The 22,855-nt window shown below is 45.4% G+C and carries 21 protein-coding genes; 4 read left to right on the plus strand and 17 right to left on the minus strand.

Features of this window, described 5'->3' with window-relative positions:
• Positions 1-6 precede the first annotated feature (6 nt).
• The 5 genes from QZX97_RS07685 to QZX97_RS07705 form a co-directional block, all read right to left on the minus strand.
• Positions 7-378 (minus strand): YraN family protein, encoded by a 372-nt coding sequence (locus QZX97_RS07685; RefSeq protein WP_295654154.1) that lies wholly within the window; start codon positions 376-378, stop codon positions 7-9.
• The gene (dnaG, locus tag QZX97_RS07690; RefSeq protein ID WP_295654152.1) at positions 378-2,303 is read right to left on the minus strand and encodes a DNA primase; all 1,926 of its coding nucleotides are present in this window, start codon (positions 2,301-2,303) and stop codon (positions 378-380) included. The genes QZX97_RS07685 and dnaG overlap by 1 nt, the downstream gene beginning before the upstream one ends.
• Before the next feature lie 10 nt (positions 2,304-2,313).
• Positions 2,314-2,697: a helix-turn-helix domain-containing protein gene (locus QZX97_RS07695; protein ID WP_295654150.1), complete on the minus strand. Its 384-nt coding sequence runs from the start codon at positions 2,695-2,697 to the stop codon at positions 2,314-2,316.
• A 1-nt stretch (position 2,698) separates the two neighbouring features.
• A complete protein-coding gene (locus QZX97_RS07700) occupies positions 2,699-2,995 on the minus strand; it encodes a type II toxin-antitoxin system HigB family toxin (RefSeq protein WP_295664550.1) in 297 nt (98 codons plus the stop codon).
• 62 nt (positions 2,996-3,057) lie between these two features.
• A complete protein-coding gene (locus QZX97_RS07705; protein WP_295654144.1) occupies positions 3,058-3,918 on the minus strand; it encodes a DMT family transporter in 861 nt (286 codons plus the stop codon).
• A gap of 133 nt (positions 3,919-4,051) precedes the next feature.
• Between QZX97_RS07705 and asnS the strand changes: the two genes are divergently transcribed.
• Complete coding sequence (gene asnS / locus QZX97_RS07710; RefSeq protein ID WP_295654141.1) at positions 4,052-5,488, plus strand: asparagine--tRNA ligase; 1,437 nt, start codon at positions 4,052-4,054, stop codon at positions 5,486-5,488.
• 57 nt (positions 5,489-5,545) lie between these two features.
• Here the strand turns inward: asnS and QZX97_RS07715 are convergent, their stop codons facing one another.
• The 5 genes from QZX97_RS07715 to secA all read right to left on the minus strand — a co-directional run bounded on the left by QZX97_RS07715 (position 5,546) and on the right by secA (position 12,815).
• Positions 5,546-6,646 (minus strand): hypothetical protein, encoded by a 1,101-nt coding sequence (locus tag QZX97_RS07715; RefSeq protein WP_295654138.1) that lies wholly within the window; start codon positions 6,644-6,646, stop codon positions 5,546-5,548.
• Between the two features lie 108 nt (positions 6,647-6,754).
• Entirely contained in the window at positions 6,755-7,732 is a 978-nt protein-coding gene (locus QZX97_RS07720; protein ID WP_363152134.1) for a hypothetical protein, read from the minus strand.
• Positions 7,733-7,824: 92 nt separating this feature from the next.
• Positions 7,825-9,009, minus strand: a complete 1,185-nt coding sequence (locus QZX97_RS07725; RefSeq protein WP_295654135.1) for a M20 family metallopeptidase — start codon at positions 9,007-9,009, stop codon at positions 7,825-7,827.
• The gene (locus tag QZX97_RS07730) at positions 9,002-9,463 is read right to left on the minus strand and encodes an SPOR domain-containing protein (protein WP_295654133.1); all 462 of its coding nucleotides are present in this window, start codon (positions 9,461-9,463) and stop codon (positions 9,002-9,004) included. The genes QZX97_RS07725 and QZX97_RS07730 overlap by 8 nt, the downstream gene beginning before the upstream one ends.
• 46 nt (positions 9,464-9,509) lie before the next feature.
• Positions 9,510-12,815: a preprotein translocase subunit SecA gene (secA, locus tag QZX97_RS07735; protein ID WP_295654132.1), complete on the minus strand. Its 3,306-nt coding sequence runs from the start codon at positions 12,813-12,815 to the stop codon at positions 9,510-9,512.
• A gap of 225 nt (positions 12,816-13,040) precedes the next feature.
• Here secA and purD point away from each other — a divergent pair, with 225 nt between their 5' ends.
• Positions 13,041-14,315 carry a phosphoribosylamine--glycine ligase gene (gene purD / locus QZX97_RS07740; protein ID WP_295654130.1) on the plus strand — a complete coding sequence of 425 codons (1,275 nt, stop codon included), beginning with the start codon at positions 13,041-13,043 and terminating at the stop codon, positions 14,313-14,315.
• Positions 14,316-14,384: 69 nt separating this feature from the next.
• Here purD and QZX97_RS07745 read toward each other — a convergent pair whose 3' ends face one another.
• The 4 genes from QZX97_RS07745 to QZX97_RS07760 form a co-directional block, all read right to left on the minus strand.
• Positions 14,385-15,059: a M15 family metallopeptidase gene (locus tag QZX97_RS07745; RefSeq protein WP_295654128.1), complete on the minus strand. Its 675-nt coding sequence runs from the start codon at positions 15,057-15,059 to the stop codon at positions 14,385-14,387.
• 28 nt (positions 15,060-15,087) lie between these two features.
• Positions 15,088-15,387 (minus strand): hypothetical protein, encoded by a 300-nt coding sequence (locus QZX97_RS07750; protein WP_295654126.1) that lies wholly within the window; start codon positions 15,385-15,387, stop codon positions 15,088-15,090.
• A 107-nt stretch (positions 15,388-15,494) separates the two neighbouring features.
• Complete coding sequence (locus tag QZX97_RS07755) at positions 15,495-16,637, minus strand: TlpA disulfide reductase family protein (protein WP_295664552.1); 1,143 nt, start codon at positions 16,635-16,637, stop codon at positions 15,495-15,497.
• Positions 16,638-16,663: 26 nt separating this feature from the next.
• The gene (locus QZX97_RS07760; RefSeq protein WP_295654121.1) at positions 16,664-17,848 is read right to left on the minus strand and encodes a formimidoylglutamase; all 1,185 of its coding nucleotides are present in this window, start codon (positions 17,846-17,848) and stop codon (positions 16,664-16,666) included.
• A gap of 75 nt (positions 17,849-17,923) precedes the next feature.
• Between QZX97_RS07760 and QZX97_RS07765 the strand changes: the two genes are divergently transcribed.
• A complete protein-coding gene (locus QZX97_RS07765) occupies positions 17,924-18,886 on the plus strand; it encodes an SDR family NAD(P)-dependent oxidoreductase (RefSeq protein WP_295654119.1) in 963 nt (320 codons plus the stop codon).
• Positions 18,887-19,223: 337 nt separating this feature from the next.
• Complete coding sequence (locus QZX97_RS07770; RefSeq protein WP_295654117.1) at positions 19,224-20,516, plus strand: HAD-IB family phosphatase; 1,293 nt, start codon at positions 19,224-19,226, stop codon at positions 20,514-20,516.
• Positions 20,517-20,519: 3 nt separating this feature from the next.
• On the opposite strand, the gene QZX97_RS07775 is transcribed toward QZX97_RS07770, so the two are convergent.
• The 3 genes from QZX97_RS07775 to QZX97_RS07785 all read right to left on the minus strand — a co-directional run.
• Positions 20,520-20,996, minus strand: a complete 477-nt coding sequence (locus QZX97_RS07775) for a universal stress protein (protein ID WP_295654115.1) — start codon at positions 20,994-20,996, stop codon at positions 20,520-20,522.
• Positions 20,997-21,056: 60 nt separating this feature from the next.
• Positions 21,057-22,361 (minus strand): chloride channel protein, encoded by a 1,305-nt coding sequence (locus tag QZX97_RS07780; protein WP_295654112.1) that lies wholly within the window; start codon positions 22,359-22,361, stop codon positions 21,057-21,059.
• A 36-nt stretch (positions 22,362-22,397) separates the two neighbouring features.
• Positions 22,398-22,855, minus strand: a 458-nt coding sequence (locus QZX97_RS07785) for an LEA type 2 family protein (protein ID WP_295654111.1), incomplete at its 5' end; no start/stop codon positions are given.

Genomic DNA, 22,855 nt, shown 5'->3' on the forward strand with positions numbered 1-22,855 from the left:
CTAATTTTAAATGGGCGACGATGGCCAAAAGGCATCTTCAATATGTTTTAATGTATGGTTCTGTTTACTGTCAAATAATATGGCCACAATGTCAAAGCGGGCTTCGCCCTGGTGGTTCATCAGGTAAATATATTCATCTGCCGCTTCGGCCAGTAATTTTTGTTTCCTGTTGTCTACAAAATCTTCCGGTTCGCCAAAAAAATTACCACTGCGCGCCTTTACCTCCACAAAAATAATGGTCTTGTCCTTATACGCAACCAGGTCCACCTCGGCTTTGCCATGCGTCCAGTTCTCGTCCAGTATCTCATAACCTAAGCCTTCCAAATGCGCTTTGGCCAATTGCTCGCCTAAGCGCCCAAGGTCGTTATGTGTTGCCATTATTTCAGTATCACCGAACCTAAAAAGTCCGAAATGCTCTTCTCCACCTTTTTCATGTGCAGGTACTGGTTCATCAGTATCTCCTGGTCGGCTTCAGCTTCGGCAGTTTGTAATTGCGTGCGGATGTTCTCCAGTATCTTACCCACCTTTTGCTTTTTAAGATGGAAGATGGCGCCCAAAATGGTGGCCTTCATATTCTGGGTTTCGTCGGGCACATATATTTTGTGCATACCCAGCCAGTTTTCGCTCAGCTCATATCGCGTCGACAGCATCGACACCGCCATATCCGCTATCAACCTTTCGGGATGATGGATAAAAAACTGTTCTTCGGGCAAGTTACCATTGTCCAACTCATCATGATATAGTTTAACAAAAGCTTTGCAATCGGGGTGCTCAAACTCTACATCGTTTAGCTCGGCTATCATAAACGGCCCGATATAGGTATTGGCAATACCATCCCAGTTGATAACCCTATTGCCATAAGTAACCAGTAGCCGCACAATCTCTTTCTCCTGCGATTCATATTGTTCCTCAGGCTTTCTTTCCGGTTCGGCGTAAGCCGGCGCTGCTTCCTGCTCCGCCTGCCTTGCATTTTGATGTTGCTGATAATCTTTCTTACCCTTCGCCGCCCGCATCTTGTTTAGTTCGGTAATCAGCGAACGTTCCTCTATCTGGAGTATCTGGCTGCACTCGCTCAAAAACACCGAAGCTTTGATAGAGTCGGGTATCTTGGCGATGCTTTCCACCACTTCGCGTATCACTTCGGCGCGTTTTAAAGGGTCCTTGCCGGCATCTTTCAGCAGTACATTGGTTTTGAACAGGATAAAATCCTTCTTGTTTTCTTCGACGTACGTTTTAAATGCCGTACTGCCCAACTTGCGCACATAAGAGTCGGGGTCATGCCCCTCGGGGAAGGATACGATTTTTACGTTCAACCCTTCCTCTAAAATCAAATCCATCCCCCGTAGCGAAGCTTTGATACCTGCCGCGTCGCCATCATACAACATCGTAATGTTCTTGGTCAAACGGCCAATCATCCTGATCTGCTCCACCGTCAGCGAGGTGCCCGACGATGCCACCACATTTTCTATCCCGGCCTGGTGTACCGATATCACGTCGGCATAACCTTCCACCAGCAAACAATTGTCCTCATCGCGTATGGCTTTCTTCGCAAAGAACAAGCCATACAACACGCTCGATTTATGGTATATCTCCGATTCCGGCGAGTTGACGTATTTCGGTACGCTCTTATCACTCTTCAGCGTACGCCCGCCAAAAGCGATTACCCTGCCCGTAAAACTATGTATCGGGAACATCACCCGGCCGCGATAACGGTCGTAAAGCGTACCGTTGTCGCGCTTAACAGATAAGCCCGTTTCCTCTAAAAATTCCTGTTGGTAACCGTCTTTTATCGCTTTCGCAGAAAATGCTTCCCATTGGTCTGGCGAGTAGCCGAGCTCAAATTTCTTAATGGTTTCATTACTAAACCCGCGCTCCTTAAAATAACTCAGACCGATAGCTTTGCCCTCATCCGTTTCCAACAAACTTTCATGGAAAAATTTGGCCGCGTACCCGGTAACGATCAATAAGCTTTCGCGATGGTTTTCCGCTTCCCGGTCTTCGGGTTGATCATTGGTTTCCTCTACATCGATGCTGTATTTTTTGGCCAGCCATTTCAAGGCCTCGGGATAGTTGAACTTCTCGTGCTCCATCAAAAAAGTCACCGCCGAACCGCCCAATCCCGATGAAAAATCCTTAAATATCCCCTTGGCCGGCGATACCGTAAATGACGGTGTCTTCTCGTTAGCAAACGGCGACAAGCCCACATAATTGGCGCCCCGTTTTTTTAAGGTCACAAACTCGCCAATCACCTCAACAATATCGGTGGCCTCCATTATTTTGTCAACGGTGGGTTTGGTGATCATACTTACGAGCCTATACTAACTTAATTTTCTTCTTCGTATCTATTAAAAACGACTCCGCCGGTATACCTAAAAATTCGTGTAAGCCCTTAACCATTTTTAAAGTCAATTCTTTTTTTCCGGATAAGATTGAAGATACATACCCCTTAGATCCTATTATAGGTTCAAGGTCTTTTTGTTTTAAGCCTTTTTCTTCGAGTTTAAGTTTTATCAACTCGATAGGATCAATATCGGGTATTTGATAATGCCTGTCTTCATAATCCTTTACCAAAAGCAATAATAATTCAAGCTCATCAAACTCAGGCGTCCCTTTTTCGCTATGAAATATTTCAATCGTTCTTTCAAGTGCGATATCATATTCATCTTCTGTTTTTAAAACCATCCATTTACTTTCCATATTATTCTCTTTTATTGGGATTCTTAAAAAATTTCACATTTGCCGCATCTATTTTATCATAGGCAGAATGCGTTCCGAACCATATCACGTATACCGCTTGTGCATCAAAGTTGAACGACGTAATTAGCCTATAGGAGTTACCTTTGATATTAAAAACAACTCTTTTGTTTGCAATAACGCTTGCATTTCCATAAACACCCTTTAATTCATTAAAGCTTGTGAAATTGGCTTGTGAAAATTCGTTATGCCAACTTTTTAATGAAATAGCAGCGAGCGGATATAAGTCGATATAATGCATAATAGTCCGCTTTGTAATAACATTCATTAAACAAATATAATTAAAAGTTTTCTATTGGTAAACTAAATTTTGAGTGTTTTATTTCGCTTCACAAACGTAACCCCTATCCCCACCAACACAACCACACCGCCCAACAACTCAGTTACGCCAACATGCTCGCCCAATATTGCCCAGGCCAGCAAAGCCGTTGCCACCGTTTGCCCCAACAGCGCGATGGACACTTTTGTCGACTCCATATGGCTTACCGAGTAATTGATGGTGATCCACCCCGCCAATTGGCAAATCACACCCATGGCCACCAAAACGAGCCATGCATGCTGACTATAGCCCCAAAGCTGGTCGTTTGTGCTTAGGCTGTACAGGCCAAGCGCCAAAGTGGCGGCAAGCATATTATAAAACATAAACACCACGCCGCTCACGTGCCGCAACACATCCTTACTGATGAGGATATAAACGGCATAAAGAAAACTGGATATGATGGCGAGTACCACACCTTCGTTCAGTTGTAGCTTAAGCAGGTTTTGTATACCCACCAAAATGCACATGCCGCTTATCGCGATAAACGTACCCAGCCAAAAACTGATGCCAGGTTGCTTTTTTAAGATAAGCAGACTCAGCAAACCTACCCAGACCGGCGCTAAATTGGCCACCAAAGTGGAAATGGTGGCCGTCGATTTCAATATCGATACGTTCCACACCGCGATATCCAAAGCAAACACCAATCCACCCGTAATAGCCAGTAACAAAGGTTTGGTGGTAATGCGAAGCTTACTGTATTTAAAGCAATAAGGCGCCAACAACAACCAGGCAAAAAGCATACGGTAAAAGGCAGCGCTAATAGCCGACACGCCCGCCATCTTCACAAATATGGGCGAAAACGCGATACAGATAATGCCGATGGCCAGGCTAAGTTTGGGGTTCATCCTATTGGTTAGTGGCTACAAACTTATAAAGGTTTGTATCATCACAAAACAATTGTACGGCAATAAAGTAAAAAACCGCATTCCCGTATCAGCCAAATAATTGTATTTTTGCAGTTCATACAATAATAACTTAATGAGCCAGCGCACAAAGATCAAAGCACTATTGCAGACCGAAGACACCGGATTTGAAGTAACCGTAAAAGGTTGGGTACGTACCTTCCGTAACAACCAGTTTATAGCTTTAAACGATGGCTCTACCAATAATAACCTGCAAATCGTGGTGGCTTTGGATAGCTTTGACGATGAGACGCTGAAACGCATCACCACAGGCGCTGCCATCAGCGTTACCGGCGAGGTCGTGCCCTCATTGGGCAAGGGCCAAAAGGTGGAAGTAAAAGCCAAAACATTAGAAATACTCGGCGATTGCGACCCGACAACCTACCCCATCCAACCCAAAAAGCACAGCCTCGAGTTTTTGCGCGATAACGCCCACCTGCGTTTCCGTACCAACACTTTTGGCGCGGTGTTCCGTGTGCGCAACAGCTTATCGTTCGCGGTGCACCAATTTTTTCAGGAGCGCGGGTTTGTATACCTGCATACCCCGGTCATTACGGCATCGGATGCTGAAGGCGCGGGCGAAACTTTCCGCGTAACCACACTCGACCCGATAAAACCACCATTGACCGAAACCGGTGAAGTGGATTTTAAACAGGATTTCTTTGGCAAGGCAACCAACCTCACCGTATCCGGCCAGTTGGAAGGTGAGCTTGGCGCGATGGCACTGAGCGATATCTATACCTTCGGACCAACTTTCCGCGCCGAAAACTCGAACACCACCCGCCACCTGGCCGAGTTCTGGATGATAGAACCCGAAATGGCCTTTTACAACCTGAACGATAACATGGACCTGGCCGAGGCCCTGCTGAAATATGTCATCGCCTACGCCTTAAAGCACAACGCCGATGATATCGAGTTTTTGAAAGACCGTTTATTGGAAGAAGAAAAGCAAAAACCGCAGCAAGACCGCTCCGAACTGAACCTGTTGGAAAAACTGCAGTTCTGTTTGGATAACGATTTTGAGCGCCTTACTTATACCGAGGCTATCGACATCCTGAAGGAATCGAACCATAACAAGAAGAAGAAATTCCAATACCTGATAGAAGGCTGGGGCACCGACCTGCAAAGCGAGCACGAGCGCTATTTGGTAGAAAAACACTTTAAAAAACCGGTTATCCTGACGGATTATCCAAAGGAGATAAAAGCGTTCTACATGCGCCAAAACGACGACGGCAAAACCGTTCGCGCTATGGACATCCTGTTCCCCGGCATCGGCGAAATTGTGGGTGGCTCGCAACGCGAGGAACGCCTCGACAAATTAGAACAACGCATGAACGAAATGGGAATCCCAACCGAAGAGCTGTGGTGGTACCTGGACACCCGCCGCTTCGGCGCCTGCGAACACGCGGGCTTTGGCCTGGGCTTCGAGCGTTTGGTACTCTTTGTTACCGGCATGGGCAACATCCGCGACGTGATACCTTTCCCAAGGGCACCAAAAACAGCAGAATTTTAGACCGCTGATTTAAGTGATTTTTGTGATAACAAGATTTGATGAGCATATTTTACATGCTCATTTTTTCTTTTTGAACCAGCCAAGATCATCAAATACAGTAAATTCAACCTCCACCTCATTAAAGATAAAATCATCTTTGACAGATATTCCTTTTTCTTTTAAATCATCCCTTAAAGCCCGCCATTGCTTCTTCCATAAACTGGAGCCATAATATAATTTACTTTCAAAATCTTTTGTAATAATCCTCATTCCATCTGGACGCCGCCACTCTTGTTCAAATACAACTTCTTTGATATCACTTAGAAGGTATATTTTCTTGTACCAAAATGCATTATGATTCCTTACTACAAGAAAGCTATCTGACGTTTTAAAATAATAGGTAAACCATGCCGTGAGCCTAAACATTATAAACGCGAACACTAAAGAAAACAGCCAACCATTTAATTTATCGACATTTTTTATAGAAGTGCAAAAAATCATCACTATTAAAAACCATATCATTAAACTTCGGAAATTGAAAAATTGATTATTTCTATAGATTTTAAACTGTTCGCTTTCAATATCTGGTGCATTCGATTTGTTGACCATCGTACTCGTTTGTTTTTCGTTTTGTACGATTGGTATTTGTGAGAGGACCGCATGTGGGTCATTAGCTTCTGCTTCAATTATAGATGATGATAAACCATCATTTAAAACTGCATTTGAAGAGAGGTTTTTTTCGACAATGTTATATTGTATAAACTGTTTAATTGCTGGCGTATTGGCATAAAGGTCCAAGAAATATACATCATCCTGTTCTTTAAATTTTAACAATACGCATTCTTTCATTACACCTAATACTAGCGGTTGTTTCCCTGTTAGTTCTACGCTGTCCAGGTATTTCCAATAATAAATATTTGTACCCAGTTTTATTGTTTCGTTATCTATTTCAAGTGATGGCGTGCCCTTGAAGAATCGGTATATGGTGTAAAAAAATCCAACTATTAGTGCTGCAACCAAAACAAGTAGAAAATACTCTTTTGTCATGAAATGGTCGCTGTGGTACTCACTTATAAAAAGACCTGCAATCATTAAACCCATAATGAAAAAGAAAAAACAGTAGCCAAACAGCCCTAAGTAAAATTTAACAAAGCTGCGTTGGCCTGTAATAGTCTCCATAAACTTGAATATTATTTCTGTTTCTAAAAATAGAATAATTCATTCAAATAACAGCAGGGGGCAATTTAAATCACTTTTGATTCCCCCTTCAGGGGGTTAGGGGCTGAGCTACTTTTCTTTCTTATAATTCTTATGCACAATCAAAAAGCTGGCGCGTTCTGTTTTGTGGAAGGGGATGTCCCAGTTGCCCTGGTAGGTTATTTTGGTGGGTAAAAGCTGCCCGTTAAAGTTGTTGCACTCAATGTTCATCTGCACATCAAAGCTGAACAAAAAGTTATGAAACTTCATGTCAATATACCGCCCCAATATCTGGAAGGTGCGGGTATCAAATATCGTCGTGATTTCCTTTTCCATCACATCATCATCGGCGCTGCTGCGTTTTTGGGTAATCTTAAAGCGGTAAACCGGAATGCTGTCTAAATAAGTGCCGCGCGCAAATTGGTAGTCGTAAAACTGGCGCAGGTCGGGGCTAAATATCTCCGTTTTACCGCTGATGAACGGTATGCCGCTCACCTTGCGCCCCGGTGTAAATACCAGCGTCTTTAACTTGTCTTTATAACTCTCGTCTTTACCAACAACCGCGCCGCCCTTGCTCACAAAGTCCGAATTATAGTTGTTCATAAAAATATAGTCGAACATTTGCAGGGTGTACAATTGGTATTTGCCGTCCTTTTTGTACAAATCGCCGCTTTCCTCTTTTTCCAACACGGTCATTTTATGCGGACCGCCCTCATTGCTGTGGTGTATCTTACGATATACCTTGCCGTTCACCTTGTTGTTCTTGTCGTAGCTGAAAATGCGGTTCTCGGCATCAAAAGCATAATACTTCATGTTTTGAAAGGCCTTGTAAAAACCTGTATCGCGCAGCATGGCGTCAATAAAATCCTGCGCGTTTAGCCTGTGCGATTTAATATTCACCGCTACCGAATCAATAACGATAGATTTGATGGTATCCGGGTTAAACCGCTGTATTTGCTGTGCGGATGTTTTAGAAACGAACATCAGGCCCACCGTAACCGTGAGCAGCACAAAACGTGCTTTACTGTTTTTAAGTATGCCCTTAACGGCCTGATAGCTAACTAACATGTAATGCGTTACAAAATAATTGGTTCACAAAATTGCCAATAATTAAATGCGAAAAATATGACCATCGACACTATTTAATAAAACCTTGTGACTTAATTGCCCAACTCTTTTAAAGCAAGGTAAGCCATCAGGCCGGTGCTTACTTCCAAAGCTTTTTCATCAATATCAAAGGTGGGCGTGTGCACCGACGAGGTAATTCCCCGCGCTTCGTTACGTGTACCCAAACGGTAAAAGCAGGCATCGGCCACCTGGCTGTAATAGGCAAAATCTTCGGCAGCCATCCACAGGTCGAGGTCCAATACGTTCTCTTTTCCTAAATAATCTTCGGCATAGCCTATCGCGCGGTTGGTCAGCTTTTCTTCGTTTACTAAATACGGATAGCCCGGCATTATATTAAAATCAACCGTGCCGCCCATGCTTTCCACCAAACCTTCGGCCATTTTCTTCATTTTGATGTGCGCTTCTTTGCGCCATACCTCATCCAATGTTCTAAAAGTACCTTCCAGGTAAACTTCGTTCGGTATCACATTGGTAGCGCCATTGGCTATCACCTTACCAAACGAAAGTACGGTAGGCAGCTTAGGGTCGGCAAAGCGGCTTACTATCTGCTGTAAAGCCACCAACATATGCGCGGTAATAATTACCGGGTCGATGTTTTGCTGGGGTTGCGCACCATGCCCGCCTTTTCCCCTCACGGTAACATATATTTCGTCGGTACTGGCCATGTATTTCCCGGGGCGGAAGCCAACTTTCCCGGCATCAATCAAAGGCATCACATGTTGCCCCATTACGGCACTGGGTTTCGGATTTTCCAGCACACCTTCTTTTATCATCACACTGGCACCACCGGGCAAACGCTCTTCCGCCGGTTGGAAGATAAGTTTTACCGTGCCCGCGAAATCAGCCTTCAGCTCTGTCAGTATTTTAGCCGTACCCAATAACGACGAGGTATGCACATCATGCCCGCAGGCATGCATCACACCCTCATTTTTCGATTTGTAGGGTACATCATTGGCCTCCAAAATGGGCAGGGCGTCCATATCGGCACGCAGGGCAATTACCTTGTCCGATGGTTTATCACCCTTTATCAGGGCCACCAAACCGGTATCGGCCATTTTTTGGTAGGATATGCCCAAAGCATCCAGTTGTTTGCCCACAAAGGCCGATGTATTGTACTCGTTGAACGACAACTCGGGGTTCGCATGGATATGCCTGCGGTTGGCCACCACATCGTTAAATATGCCTTTGGCAAGCTGTTGTATTTTTTCTTTAATCATTGTTCCCTGTTTTAGGAAGATTAATTTTTTCGGCTATGATAAACAAACTGGTAAACTGCCCCCGCAACTGTTCCATTAATCGGGTAGCCTCCAGTTTGGTCCTGAAATCGCCTGCACGCACCTTAAAATTGGGGTCGCTGTAAATAACGTACGTTTTATAGTCGGGATATAGCTGGTTAAACTTCGCCTGTGCATTATAAGCCTCCGCACGTGTCGGACTAATAAAAAACTGCACCCTGTAACCATTGGCCTCGCTCCCCGCATCAGTCGCAGCACCTGTCGATTTACTTAAGGCAACACGTTTAGCTATCAAGCTATCAATCCTCGGGTCTTTATCAACCGTAACCTTCCCCCGTGTTTGCGCCACCGCCGTCGCGGACACCAAAACAAAAAAAGCAATACCACATCTTTTGGCAATTAAGCTTAATGAGGATGTAATATTACTTTTTATCATTATATTTTATTTAAAGTCTCCCCTACCGGGGGAGATTTAGAGGGGGCTACGCCTGCCCCACTCCGTGGCAGTTTTTATATTTTTTACCGCTACCGCAAGGGCAAGGGTCGTTACGGCCAATTTTTTGCTCTACCCTTACCGGCATTGGTTTTTGTTGTTCGCGGGTATCGTCAAATTGTGGTATGCCGCTGCCGCTATCGCTCACCAGTTCTGGTTTCGATGTGCGCATTTTACGCATATCGGTTTTAGGTTGCGGCCTGGCTTCCCTCACTTCTTCGGGTTGCTGACTTGGTATACCACCCCTGAACAGGAAGCTCACGATCTCTTTATTGGTATTCAGCAGCATCTGGCGGAAAAGCTCAAACGCTTCAAATTTATAAACCAGCAAAGGGTCCTTTTGCTCATAAACCGCGTTTTGAACGGATTGTTTCAACTCGTCCATTTCGCGCAGGTGCTCTTTCCAGGCATCGTCAATAAGTGCCAGTGTAACGTTCTTTTCAAACGATTTGAACACTTCCAAACCATGGTTATCAATCGCTTTCTTTAACGGAACCACCACCTGTATGCTATGGATGCCATCGGTAAACGGAACCACAATGTTTTCGATACCCTGGCGGCTGTCGTACACATCCTTCAACACCGGATATGCCTGGTTACCAATCCCTTCCGACTTACGTTTGTAAAACTCGGTTATTTCCTGGAATGTTTGCTCCACCAGGTGCGGGGGGGAAATTGAAAGAAAATCTTCCGCGCTTATCGATGGGTCAACCGAAAACAAACGGATGATTTCCAGTTGGAAACCTTCAAAATTTGCCGATTCCTTATACTCGGTTACTACGTCTTCAACTACATCATAAAAAGTATTGCTCAGGTCAACATCCAAACGTTCACCAAACAAAGCGTTTTTACGTTTGGTATAGATAACCGTACGCTGCGAGTTCATTACGTCATCATACTCCAGCAAACGCTTACGTATACCAAAGTTGTTCTCTTCCACTTTCTTTTGTGCACGCTCTATCGAGTTGGTGATCATCGAGTGCTGTATCACTTCGCCTTCTTCAATGCCCATCTTCACCATCAGCCCCGAAATCCTTTCCGAACCAAACAAGCGCATCAGGTTATCTTCCAACGATACAAAGAACTGCGAAGTACCAGGGTCACCCTGCCTGCCTGCACGACCGCGCAACTGCCTGTCAACCCGGCGCGACTCATGGCGCTCGGTACCCACAATGGCCAAACCGCCAACTTCTTTAACGCCCTCGCCTAACTTTATATCCGTACCACGGCCTGCCATGTTGGTGGCAATAGTTACGGTACCCGTTTTACCGGCTTCGGCAACCACATCAGCCTCTTTTTGGTGCATTTTAGCGTTCAGTACGTTATGCTTGATACCGCGTAGTTTCAGCATGCGGCTCAGCAATTCCGATATCTCCACCGAAGTGGTACCCACCAACACCGGCCTTCCGGCGGTTGTCAGCTTCACAATTTCGTCGGCAACTGCATTGTATTTCTCACGAACGGTGCGGTAAACCAAGTCCTGCTCGTCTTTACGGCTGGTAGGGGTATTTGTAGGTATTTCTACCACATCCAGTTTGTATATCTGCCAAAACTCGCCTGCTTCTGTAACAGCAGTACCGGTCATACCACACAATTTGTGGTACATTCTAAAATAGTTTTGCAGGGTGATGGTCGCAAAGGTCTGCGAAGCGTCTTCCACTTTCACATTTTCCTTGGCCTCAATCGCCTGGTGCAAACCATCCGAATAACGGCGGCCATCCAATACACGGCCGGTTTGCTCGTCAACTATCTTTACCTTACCGTCATCTAAAATGTATTCGGTATCCTTTTCAAACAAGGTATAAGCCTTCAGCAATTGGTTTACCGAGTGTATACGTTCCGATTTGATAGAGAAATCACGCATCAGCGCATCTTTCCTGACAATCTTTTCTTCAGGATCCAAATGCGATTTTTCTATTTCCGCTACCTCGGTACCTACATCGGGCATCACAAAAAAGTGCGGGTCTTCGCCCGAAGTAGTAATCAGTTCGATACCTTTTTCGGTCAGCTCCACCTGGTTGTTTTTTTCGTCGATCACAAAGAACAGTTCAGAGTCAACCTTGAACATTTCTTTGCCCTGGTCCTGCATGTAATAGTTCTCTGTTTTTTGCAGCACTGTTTTATTGGCGCCTTCGCTCAAATATTTAATGAGCGCTTTGTTCTTTGGCAAACCGCGGTGGGCACGCAATAAAGCCAAACCACCATCTTCGGTACCGGCTTTACCCTCGGCTATTTGTTTTTTTGCCTCGTTTAATACACTGAGCACATAGGTTTTCTGCGCATTCACCAGGCGCTCAATACGTGGTTTCAGTTCGTAAAATTCGTGCTCATCACCGCGTGGTATCGGGCCCGATATAATCAATGGTGTACGCGCGTCGTCAATCAATACCGAGTCAACCTCATCCACCATGGCGTAATGCAGTTTGCGTTGCACCAATTCTTCGGGACTACGTGTCATATTGTCACGCAGGTAATCAAAACCAAATTCGTTATTGGTACCAAAGGTAATGTCGGCTAAGTAAGCGTTGCGGCGCTCCTCACCATTAGGTTCGTGTTTGTCAATACAATCAACCGAAAGCCCGTGGAACTCATACAGCGGCCCCATCCATTCCGAGTCGCGTCGGGCAAGGTAATCGTTAACGGTTACAATGTGTACACCTTGTCCGGCAAGGGCGTTCAGGTAAGCAGGCAGCGTGGCCACCAAGGTTTTACCCTCACCTGTAGCCATTTCCGATATTTTGCCCTGGTGCAAAACGATACCGCCTATCAGCTGCACATCATAGTGTACCATGTTCCAGGTAACTTCGTTATCAGCAGCCAGCCAGGTATTGTGGTGTATGGCCTTATCTCCTTTTATCACCACGTTCTTTTTAAACGCGGCAAGTTCCCGGTCAAATTCGGATGCGGTAACTTCAATGGTTTTGTTTTCGGTAAAGCGGCGGGCGGTTTCTTTTACAACGGCAAAAGCTTCGGGTAATATTTGCATCAATATTACTTCCAGCTCTTTATTGCGGTCTTTTTCCAGTTTGTCTATCTGTGCATACAGGTCAACTTTTTCGCTTACATCCAGGGCCGGGTCTTCAGCTTGTTCCTTCGCGGCTTGTATCTCGGCATCAATGGCGGCAAGCCCGGTAGCAATCCTTTCTTTAAAATCAAGGGTCATGGCCCTTAACTCATCATTGCTGATGTTTGCGAGCTTTGCGTACTCGGCTTTTATTTTTTCAACTATAGGTTGTATACTTTTTACGTCGCGGTCCGATTTGTTACCAAACAGCTTACTGATAAATCCCAACATGGTTTATATTTATATGATAAATAATGGCTGAATCAACAATTAAGCCATTACCTGTTTAAAGTCAATATGACAGGCGAAATTACGGTTTATTGCCGAAAGTAAGGGCAACAAATGTGCAAATATGCAGATGAGTAAATGTGCAAATGCTTTTATTTTTAAAAAGTTCGTTTGCACATCTGCACATTTTCGCATTTGCACATTCTCAAAAAACATATCTTTGCCGGCATGAATATCCTCATCATCGGTTCGGGTGGCCGCGAAAGCGCCTTCGCCTGGAAACTGGCACAAAGCCCAAAATGCAGCAACCTGTTTATAGCCCCGGGTAATGCCGGTACAGGCCAATATGGTAAAAACGTAAACATTAAGGTAAACGATTTTGCAGCTTTAGGCGATTTTGCATTAAGCAACGCTATCAACCTCGTTTTGGTTGGCCCCGAAGAGCCCCTGGTAAAAGGTATCCACGATTATTTTTTAGCAGATGAAAAGTTGAAAAATATCCCCGTTATCGGCCCGCAAGCCGAAGGCGCACAGTTAGAAGGCAGCAAGGATTTTTCGAAACAGTTCATGTTCCGCAATAATATCCCGACTGCGGCCTCAAAAACGTTTACTTTGGACACTTTGCAGCAGGGTTTGGATTACCTGCCCACCGCAGGTTTACCGATCGTATTAAAAGCAGATGGTTTAGCCGCAGGAAAAGGCGTGTTGATATGCACCACCCTCGAAGAAGCCCAATTGGAACTAAAAGCCATGCTTGCCGATGCTAAATTTGGCGATGCCAGTTCGAGCGTGGTGATTGAGCAGTTTTTATCGGGCATTGAGCTTTCTGTTTTTGTGTTGAGTGATGGCAAGAACTATAAAATTTTACCCGAAGCCAAAGATTATAAACGCATTGGCGAAGGCGATACCGGCCTGAATACCGGCGGCATGGGTTCTATATCCCCTGTCCCCTTTGCCGATGCCGCTTTTATGCAAAAGGTGGAAGAGCGCGTTGTTATCCCAACCGTTAATGGCCTTAAAAAAGAAAGCATCCCTTACAAAGGCTTTATTTTTATCGGCTTGATGAATTGTGGCGGCGAGCCCTGGGTAATAGAATATAACTGCCGCATGGGCGACCCGGAAACTGAAAGCGTAATGCCCCGCATCGAGTCCGACTTTGTGGACCTGCTTTTAGGCGTTGCCAACGAAAACCTGAATACCGTCGAACTCAAAATATCCCCTAAAACAGCTGCCACCGTGATGTGCGTGGCGGGCGGTTACCCCGGCGAATATGTGAACGGCCAAACCATCACCGGCATCGAAAACGTCCGCGATTCCATCGTATTCCAGGCCGGTACTAAATCAGAAAATAGTGAAATAAAAACCGCCGGTGGCCGTGTTTTGGCGGTTACCACGGTGCAAAACAACCTTTTCGAAGCCCTGCAACATGCCACCGCCGATGCCGCACGTATTTATTACGACGGCATTTACTTCCGCAGGGATATAGGGTTTGACCTTATTTAGTGAGTTGTGAATGGTGAGTTGTAAGTATTCTAAAACACAATTAGCCATTCACTACTCACCTCTGACCACTCACTTTAATTCCCCAAACGGCACATCCGTAATGGCATAATGCGGCCAATCTTTATAATCAAAGTGCCACCACTCAAATTCGTTTACTTTAAAGCCCTGCGCCTCCATAACCGAGCGTAACAGGTCGCGCATTTTGCGTTGTTGCGCCGTGCCGCCGGTATAGGTGGGATAGCTCCGTTCAGTCATTTCATCATAAGCGCCCGTCATTTGTATTTCTTTGCCGGTTTTCAGGTCGTACAAACTCAGGTCCACAGCGCAGCCCCGGTTATGCCGCGACCCTGTTTTAGGGTTGGCCACAAAGCGCTTGTTCGAGTCGGGCGTAATGTCCCAAAATATCTTGGTAACACTCCAGGGGCGGTAGCCATCAAAAACCAACAAACCAAAGCCTAAAGGTTTTAATGCTTGCGCTGCCTTTACCAAAGCTTCGGCTGCAGGGCGCTGTAAAAATGCCCTCGCCTCGGTATAAACCGGCCTATGTGTAAAATTATTGGCGGTTGCGTAGCGTATGTCCAGCTTAACGTTGGGTACAAATTTTATCAACTCAACCAGATCGGTTTTTTTAAAGTCACCCTGTTCCTGCGGCGGCTGGGCTGCGCAAGCAGAAACCAGCAGCAGTAAAATTATTGTGCATATTTTATGCGGAAGATGTCCAAAAAACAAGTCCCTGTATTTCATAAAGTAAATATATTAAAATAGCGATGGCTCATTTGGGTAGCGGCTCATACGGTAGCTTTAGATACCCCACTACTATATACATAAATATTGAAAAAATATATAAATAAAAAAAGGTTAAAAAAAGAATATACGAACTTTTAAGATACATCGCTTTTGATTCAAATTCAGTAGTCTTAGCTTTTTTTATTGCTTCTTTAACGCCACCAAGAGACATAAATTTATCGGATATTACGATGCCGGGGCGGCGCAACTCATCATACAACCATGCGTTATATAAATGCCAAATGCCGATAAGAATAGGGGGTGTATAAAAAAGAACCTTTTCCATCAAAAATTATGAGAATTATAAAACCCAACCCTGATTAAAATTTAGGTCAACGTCACAATCCCAAAACAACCATGAACCATGAACTATTATCCATGAACAAAAAAACCCTACATTTTAAATATCTCAGCCAGCTTGATCTCTAAATCCGCTCCCCTCAAATTTTTTGCGATGATTTTTCCATCCGGGCCAATCAAAAAATTCTGCGGTATGGAGCTGATGCGATACAGGTTGGCCACATCGTTGTTCCAGTATTTCAGGTCCGATACCTGGTTCCAAACCAAACCGTCGTCTTTTATCGCTTTGATCCACGCTGCCCGGGCATCCGGCCTATCCAATGACACGCCGATGATGGTAAAGTTTTTGTCTTTGAACATGTTATAGGCCTTCACCACGTTCGGGTTTTCCTGGCGGCAAGGGCCGCACCACGATGCCCAAAAATCTATCAGCACATACTTACCCCTAAACGAAGATAACCTGATGGGCACCCCGCTGGTATCAGCTTGTGTAAAATCAGGGGCGATGGAACCAACGGCGGTCTGTTTCAATGCCTCGAACGAGACTTTAAAGTTCTTCGCGCTTTCGGTTTGCTTTATCCTGTCCGATAGTAAATTAAAATAACGCTCCTCCTCAAAAATATCACCGCCGGGGCCACTGATGGAGCCAAGGGCCGCCAAACTGATAAAGCTGTCCGGGTTACCTTTTATAAAGTTTTTGATCACGTTTTCCTGCTTGGTTTGCACCACCTTGTATTTAGCCTGAACGCTGTCCTGATGGTACGGGTTTATCTTTTGGGCTTCCGTAGCTTTACTGGCTTCATCCAATATGGCTTTGGCTTCGGCATAAACCGGCTTTAGCAATTCCTTCAGCTTCACGTTATCGGCATTGGTTTTTGAACCCGTAACTACTGCTTTAACAACCGAATCGGCACTGTTGATGCCCATATTAGCCGGTTCCAAATAAAAACTCAAGGCGTCGGCGCTCCTGTCCAGGTGCCTGATGCCTACGCCCTTCGCGTCAATTACGATAACAGCACCGGTTGGCTCGGGTATGTAGCCATGAAAGGTAAACACTCCGTTCAAAATATTTGTCGAATCGATAATATTTTTGCCATCAGCACTATGTATCATAAAGGCCATGGCCGGCGTGGTATAATTGCCAACCTTGCTTTTTATGGTATAATTATCAGGTTTTTGGGCAAACAGGGCGGCGGGTATAGCTGCCATTAAAATCAGAACTATTTTTTTCATCATTGTTTTTTACTTTTTGTGAGGGGGTGCTAAATCAATTTTTGGAAAGTGCGCCACCAAAGGTCGGGCATTTCGCCTCCTACCGCGGTATTGTAATCTTCGTACCGGCAAGGCACCAGATGGAACCTTTCGTTTTTCGATCCGCCCGCCGGATAAGGCACCTGCATCCACCAACGGTCCGATTTTTTGCTTTTTACAAACACCACTTCGTGATCCCCGTGCATTAAACTTGTTTTGTATATCAAATATTGTGAGCGCGGGTGAAAAGGGAAATCTTTTTTACGGTTATAAAAGCCATCAATAAAATACCAAACCATTTGCGAAAGTAATTTGGCCGTCTGCCCGTTGTCATCGTAAGCCGGGTTATACTCATAAAATCCTATCGAGGTCAGCTTATCCGTAAAGCCCGCGTAGCGGCACAACTGGCAGGCCTCTTCGCCATAAAAACCATTGGGGTTGGCGTTGGCATTACCTTTCGCATCCGACGAACGGATAGCTCCAATATCAAAGCTGATCATGTTGGCATTGCGTATAATGGGCTCGGCAACTTCTATCTGCCCGGCAAGACCGCCTAAACGGTGCGCGTCAAAATATAGCTTTTCCATCACCCGCAAACTTTCCTGACTGGCATAAAAAGTTTGATACCCCAGGTTGCTCAAGTTGAACAGGTAATTAGGCTCATGCATAAATATCCTGTTGAGGTACGATATCGATGTGGTTTGTATGTTTTGCTGTGTAATGTCGTCGTCAAGGTCGAACAGCGCATCAATAACCACCAGGTCAACTTTCTGTTCCAGTCCTTCGTAAGCTAAATATTGTGCGTAGGTAAGGTCCTGCCCGCCACCTAAAATGATGGGCAGTATGCCGTTCTTTATCAATTCCCTTACTACGGTTTTCAGGGCCACATAACTATCCGTTATCGATTCGCCTTGTTTAATATTGCCCAAATCGGCAATTTTAGTCGCGTATGGCCCCTCGTTCAACAGATACAGCTTTTCGCGGATATAATCGGGACCCAAGCCACAACCCGCGTTATCGATAGAATGGCGGTCTTCCTGCACACCAATGATGGCGATATCCGGCTTGTCGCCTTCCAGGTCGGGGAAAGTTTCCGAATAGGCTTGTATCTTCATCCCCAGATGGCTGGTATAATAGCCTTTTTGGGGATAAATCTTTTTGAGGTCTATCGGACTAAAGAAATCGACTAAGGTCATATGCGTGCAAAATCAGACAGTCAAATATCAACTTATTTTGCATAAAATTGCATCGTTTTAAATAAAAATCAAAGCATGGTACTGGTTACAGGGGCAACGGGTTTTTTGGGTGCGGAGCTGGCAAAGCAACTCGCAGCCACAGGCGCGGTATTGGTATGCACCAAACGGGCTACTTCGCGCATACCCGATATGCTGTTCCCGTATCAAAGCCAAATCAGGTGGATAGACGCTGATGTGCTTGATATGGATGCTTTAGAGAACGCCCTTAAAGGTATTACGCAGGTTTATCATTGCGCGGCATTGGTGTCGTTCAACCCGGCCAACAAAAAGGCCATGATAAAAACCAATGTAGAGGGCACAGCCAATTTGGTTAACTTGTGCTTAAACCGAGGCATCCGCATGGTGCATGTGAGTTCGATAGCTGCTATTGGCCAGGCAAAACCCGGACACCTCACCACCGAAAACCATCACCTGGAAGAAACCCCGCACGAAGACGGCTACGCCATATCCAAATACGAAAGCGAGATGGAAGTTTGGCGCGGCATTGCCGAAGGATTGGATGCCGTTATTGTGAACCCCTCACTTATTATTGGTGCGAATGCCGGCAAAAGCGGCACCGGCAAAATATTCGCGAATGCCAAAAAGGGCCTTAAATATTATACCGCCGGCAGTTGTGGCTTTGTGGATGTGGAAGATGTGGCCAAAAGCATGATTACTTTGATGGACACCACAATATCAGGGGAGCGCTATATCGTAAACGCCGAAAATTGGACCTGGAAAAACCTGCTTACTGTAACCGCCGAAAACTTTGGCAACAAGCCGCCTCAAACCGAACTGAAACCCTGGGCGCTTGGCCTGGCATGGCGTTTTTCATCGTTGCTTGGCGCGATAAGCAATTTTAGGGGGCTCGACAAGGTATCGGCACAAGCCGCCTCAAAATCGCTCAATTACTGCAATAAAAAGCTAAAAAAAGCTATTGGAATAGAGTTTAAACCCATCAGCCGAAGCATAGCTGAGATTTGCGCGGCCATGAAATAATTCATCATCATTTCCATTATTTGCAATTGCTCCGTAGGAGCTACCTGTTTGTAGAAAATATTTTAGTTGAGTTCTTTTTGCTCCGTAGGAGCTACCCTTAACAAACATTGCGAGGATTGCCTGCTGGCGGGTAGCCCATACAGGGCATAATTTTGTTTTTGATTCTTTCTACAAACAGGTACCCCCTAACGGGGGATTTTTACAATGATGCCACTAAGGCGGTTTAGATTTAACAACTTTTTGAACTTGTCAAATCTTTGCGGATTAATTTAGTCTACTAAAATCGTCAACTAAGACTAAAATTTCGCACATTTGCACCATCTGCACACAGAAATACATGAGTCAATACTTTATCATAGATTTCGACAGTACCTTTACCCAGGTTGAGGCGCTCGACGAACTGGCCCGCATATCATTAAAAGACCATCCCGACAGAGAAAAAATTTATCTGCAAATTGAGGAGTTAACCAACGCCGCAATGGAAGGCCGCTTGTCCTTTTCCGAAAGTTTGGAAGGCCGCGTAAAGCTGTTGCAGGCCAACCAAACCCACCTGCAGGCATTGGTAAAGCATTTAAGGCGTAAAGTATCTGCATCTTTTTCGCGCAATAAAAATTTCTTCAGGGACCACCAGGACGAGGTGCTCATTGTTTCGGGCGGGTTTAAAGAGTTTATCACGCCGGTCGTTTCCGAATACTTTATCAAAAAAGAGAATATTTACGCCAACACTTTTGTGTTTGATGATGAGGGCAATATTATTGGCTACGACCATGATAACCCGTTATCCCAAGAGGGCGGCAAGGTAAAGCTGCTGAAAAAACTCGACCTGCAGGGCGAAATATTCGGCATTGGCGACGGGCATTCCGATTTCCAGTTGAAGGAGTCGGGTATGATAAAAACCTTTTTCGCCTTTACCGAAAACATAGAACGTAAAGCCGTTGCCGAAAAAGCCGACCACGTTACACCAAGTTTTGATGAGTTTTTGTACCTCAATAATTTTCCGAGGGCCATATCGTACCCAAAAAACCGCATCAAGTGTTTGGTGGTGGGCAATATAGGCGAAGAAGCTTTAACCAATATCAGCAAAGAAGGCTACAACATCCGCAAGCGCGACAGCATTGAAGATAAATACCTGCAGGAAGCCGGCATCTTGTTTTTTGACGAAGACCACCAGCCTACCCCCGAACAATTAGAACAGGCACCCCGCCTAAAAGCCATCGGCTGTTTTGGTAAGATAAATTACCGCAGCCTGGCCGAGGTTGCCTGCGAAAACGGTATCATCATTTTCGATGACCCTAAATACAATCCCCGTAATGTGGAGTTTATCCCCAAAAGGGTGATCGATTTTATGAACGAGGGTAAAACCCATCTGAGCTGTAACTTCCCCGAACTGCAACCGCCACGTGTAAACAATGCGCACCGCTTGATACACATCCACAAAAACGTGCCGGGTATTTTGGCTCAGATAAACGAGGTGTTTGCCCATCATAACATCAACATTGTGGGGGAGTTTTTGGTAACCAACCCGCAAATAGGCTATGTAATAACCGACGTAAATGCCGGTTACGATCAGGAAGTGCTCACCAAATTAAAAAGGATACCGCACACCATCAAGTTCCGCCTGCTGTACTAAACTTTATGCTTTTTCTTCATCGGTTGGCACCACCAATACCGGCACCGGCGAGTGGCGTAAAACATGTTCGGATACGCTGCCCATCAACAGGCGGTCTAAACCGGTACGTTTATGCGTACCCAGAACGATCAGGTCGGCTTTAAACTCATTCGCTATGCTGATAATGCTATCGGCTTTTGAGCCCATTTGGTTGTAATGTGTTACTTCGATACCTGCGCCCAAAGTCGCGGCAATATCGTCCAAAAGTTTTTTCGAGTTATCTTCCTGGATGTGCTCAATCTCCACATTTTCCACGCCAAAACTTGGGATAAATGCGCCCAACATACTGGGGTCGTTGGTCTGCGGCATAATTACCGGCTCAACAATATTTACCAATGCCACAACCGCTTTATATTTATGGGCAAGCCCAAAACCGTATTCGGCGGCATGTCTCGAGTATTTGGTATCGTCTATCCCAATCAGTATCCTTTGAAATTTCATGGCTTTGTGTTTTAGGTTTATTGATATAACAACAAATATCGTATTTGTTTGCCTGTTAGGCTAAAACTTATACTTGGAAATTTTATCCACGAGGTAACTTTTAATGCCAACTGCCTGCTTATCGCGAAATTGTGCCGAATATATGCCCGAATTGCCGTTAAACAGATACGCCACAAAACAGGCCACCGCGAAAAACAATACATACTGGCTGCCAAAAAGCTCGGCCCCCATGATGGTGCAGGCCACCGGCGTATTAGTTGCCCCCGAGAATACCCCGATAAACCCCAGAGCCGCGAACAGCCCGACGGGCGCATTCAAAAACGTGGCCAGGGTATTTCCTAAAGTAGCCCCGATGTAAAACAGCGGCGTAACCTCGCCGCCTTTAAAACCCGTTCCAAGGGTGATGGTGGTGTAAATGATTTTCCAAAACCAGCTCAACACATCGGCACCACCGGTATGGAATGCCGATACGATGGTTACCGCACCGGGGTATTCGGGCTCAACGCCCAGGCTTAGGTAGTCGGGTTTGCCCAGCAGCCATGTCAGGCCGATGATCATCAAACCACCACAAACCGAGATGAGCCAGGTTATGCTGAACATTTTTAAAAACAGTTTTTTTATCCCATGCGCCATATTGGCAAACAACCAACTCGCCAAACCGAACAATACCGAAACCAAAACCACCTTCAACAGTATCATTACCCAAAAGGCCGGGCTATCGGCGGCAAAGGCATCAATATGGTAGGCCGTATGCTTAATACGCCATAAGTAAACGGTATAATCGCCCACCAGGCCCGCTATTAAACAGGGCCATATATCGGCATAGCTTGTTTTTTTGGAGTTGAGTACTTCAATAGCGAATATGGCCCCGGTGAACGGCGTGCCAAAAACCGCCCCGAAACCGGCGGCAATACCGGCCGTTAGCAGAGTTTGCACGCTTTTTTGGTCGAGTTTGAACCAGCCCGCGAACAGGTTAGCCAAACTACCCCCAATTTGCACTGCGGTGCCCTCGCGCCCGGCCGAACCGCCAAATAAATGGGTGATGACCGTGGTAACCAGAATAAGCGGCCCTAATCTTTTGGGTACGCCCGCTCCGGGTTGGTGTATCTCGTCGATAATGAGGTTATTGCCCCGCTCGGATGAACTGCCATATAATTTATAGGCCAGGTGTATCACAATCCCCGCTAAGGGCAGCAAATACAACAACCAGGGGTGCTGAAACCTGAAATGGATGGCCGCGCTCAATAACCATAAAAACAGGGCCACCATACTGCCTATAGCCGCCGATACCGGCACGGTTAAAAGCACCCAACGGACAAGGTATTTTAATAAGGCAATCAGCCTACCTGCAAAAGGCTCATTCATGATGAGGCAAATTAAGCAAAAAAATGCTTGCTTGCCTTAAAATAACTTCACTTGGCCCATGAGGGGCTTTAAATAGTTTTGTATCCCGGTTTGATGCACCTGCACATCCTTGTGTATCAAAAACGATGATATGTTTACTTTCCCGTCAAGGTTAAGATCAACGCCGCTGTTAAAAACATTCATTGCCGATATCAAATTACCATCCGTTAAACTGATGGTGGCGTTAATGGTATATTCACCTTTTGAGTTACCTGGCAAAGTTACCGGTATGTTTTGTTTTATGCGGGCTATCTCCTTTTCGCCGGCCATTAAGCTCATATCGGCGTCTTTAGCATTAATGGTGTAACCGTTGGGGTTTTCAATCGGCAATACAGCCTCCAGCGTAATGCCCGATGTGCTAAAGCTCTTCACAGCCACATTGTGCGCCATGCCAAATTTAAGGTCCTTTGGTTTACCGCATCCCGATAATACAATCAGCAATACAATTGCCGCCA

The organism is uncultured Mucilaginibacter sp., from assembly GCF_903893715.1.
In the GTDB taxonomy this organism is placed as follows: Bacteria; Bacteroidota; Bacteroidia; order Sphingobacteriales; family Sphingobacteriaceae; genus Mucilaginibacter.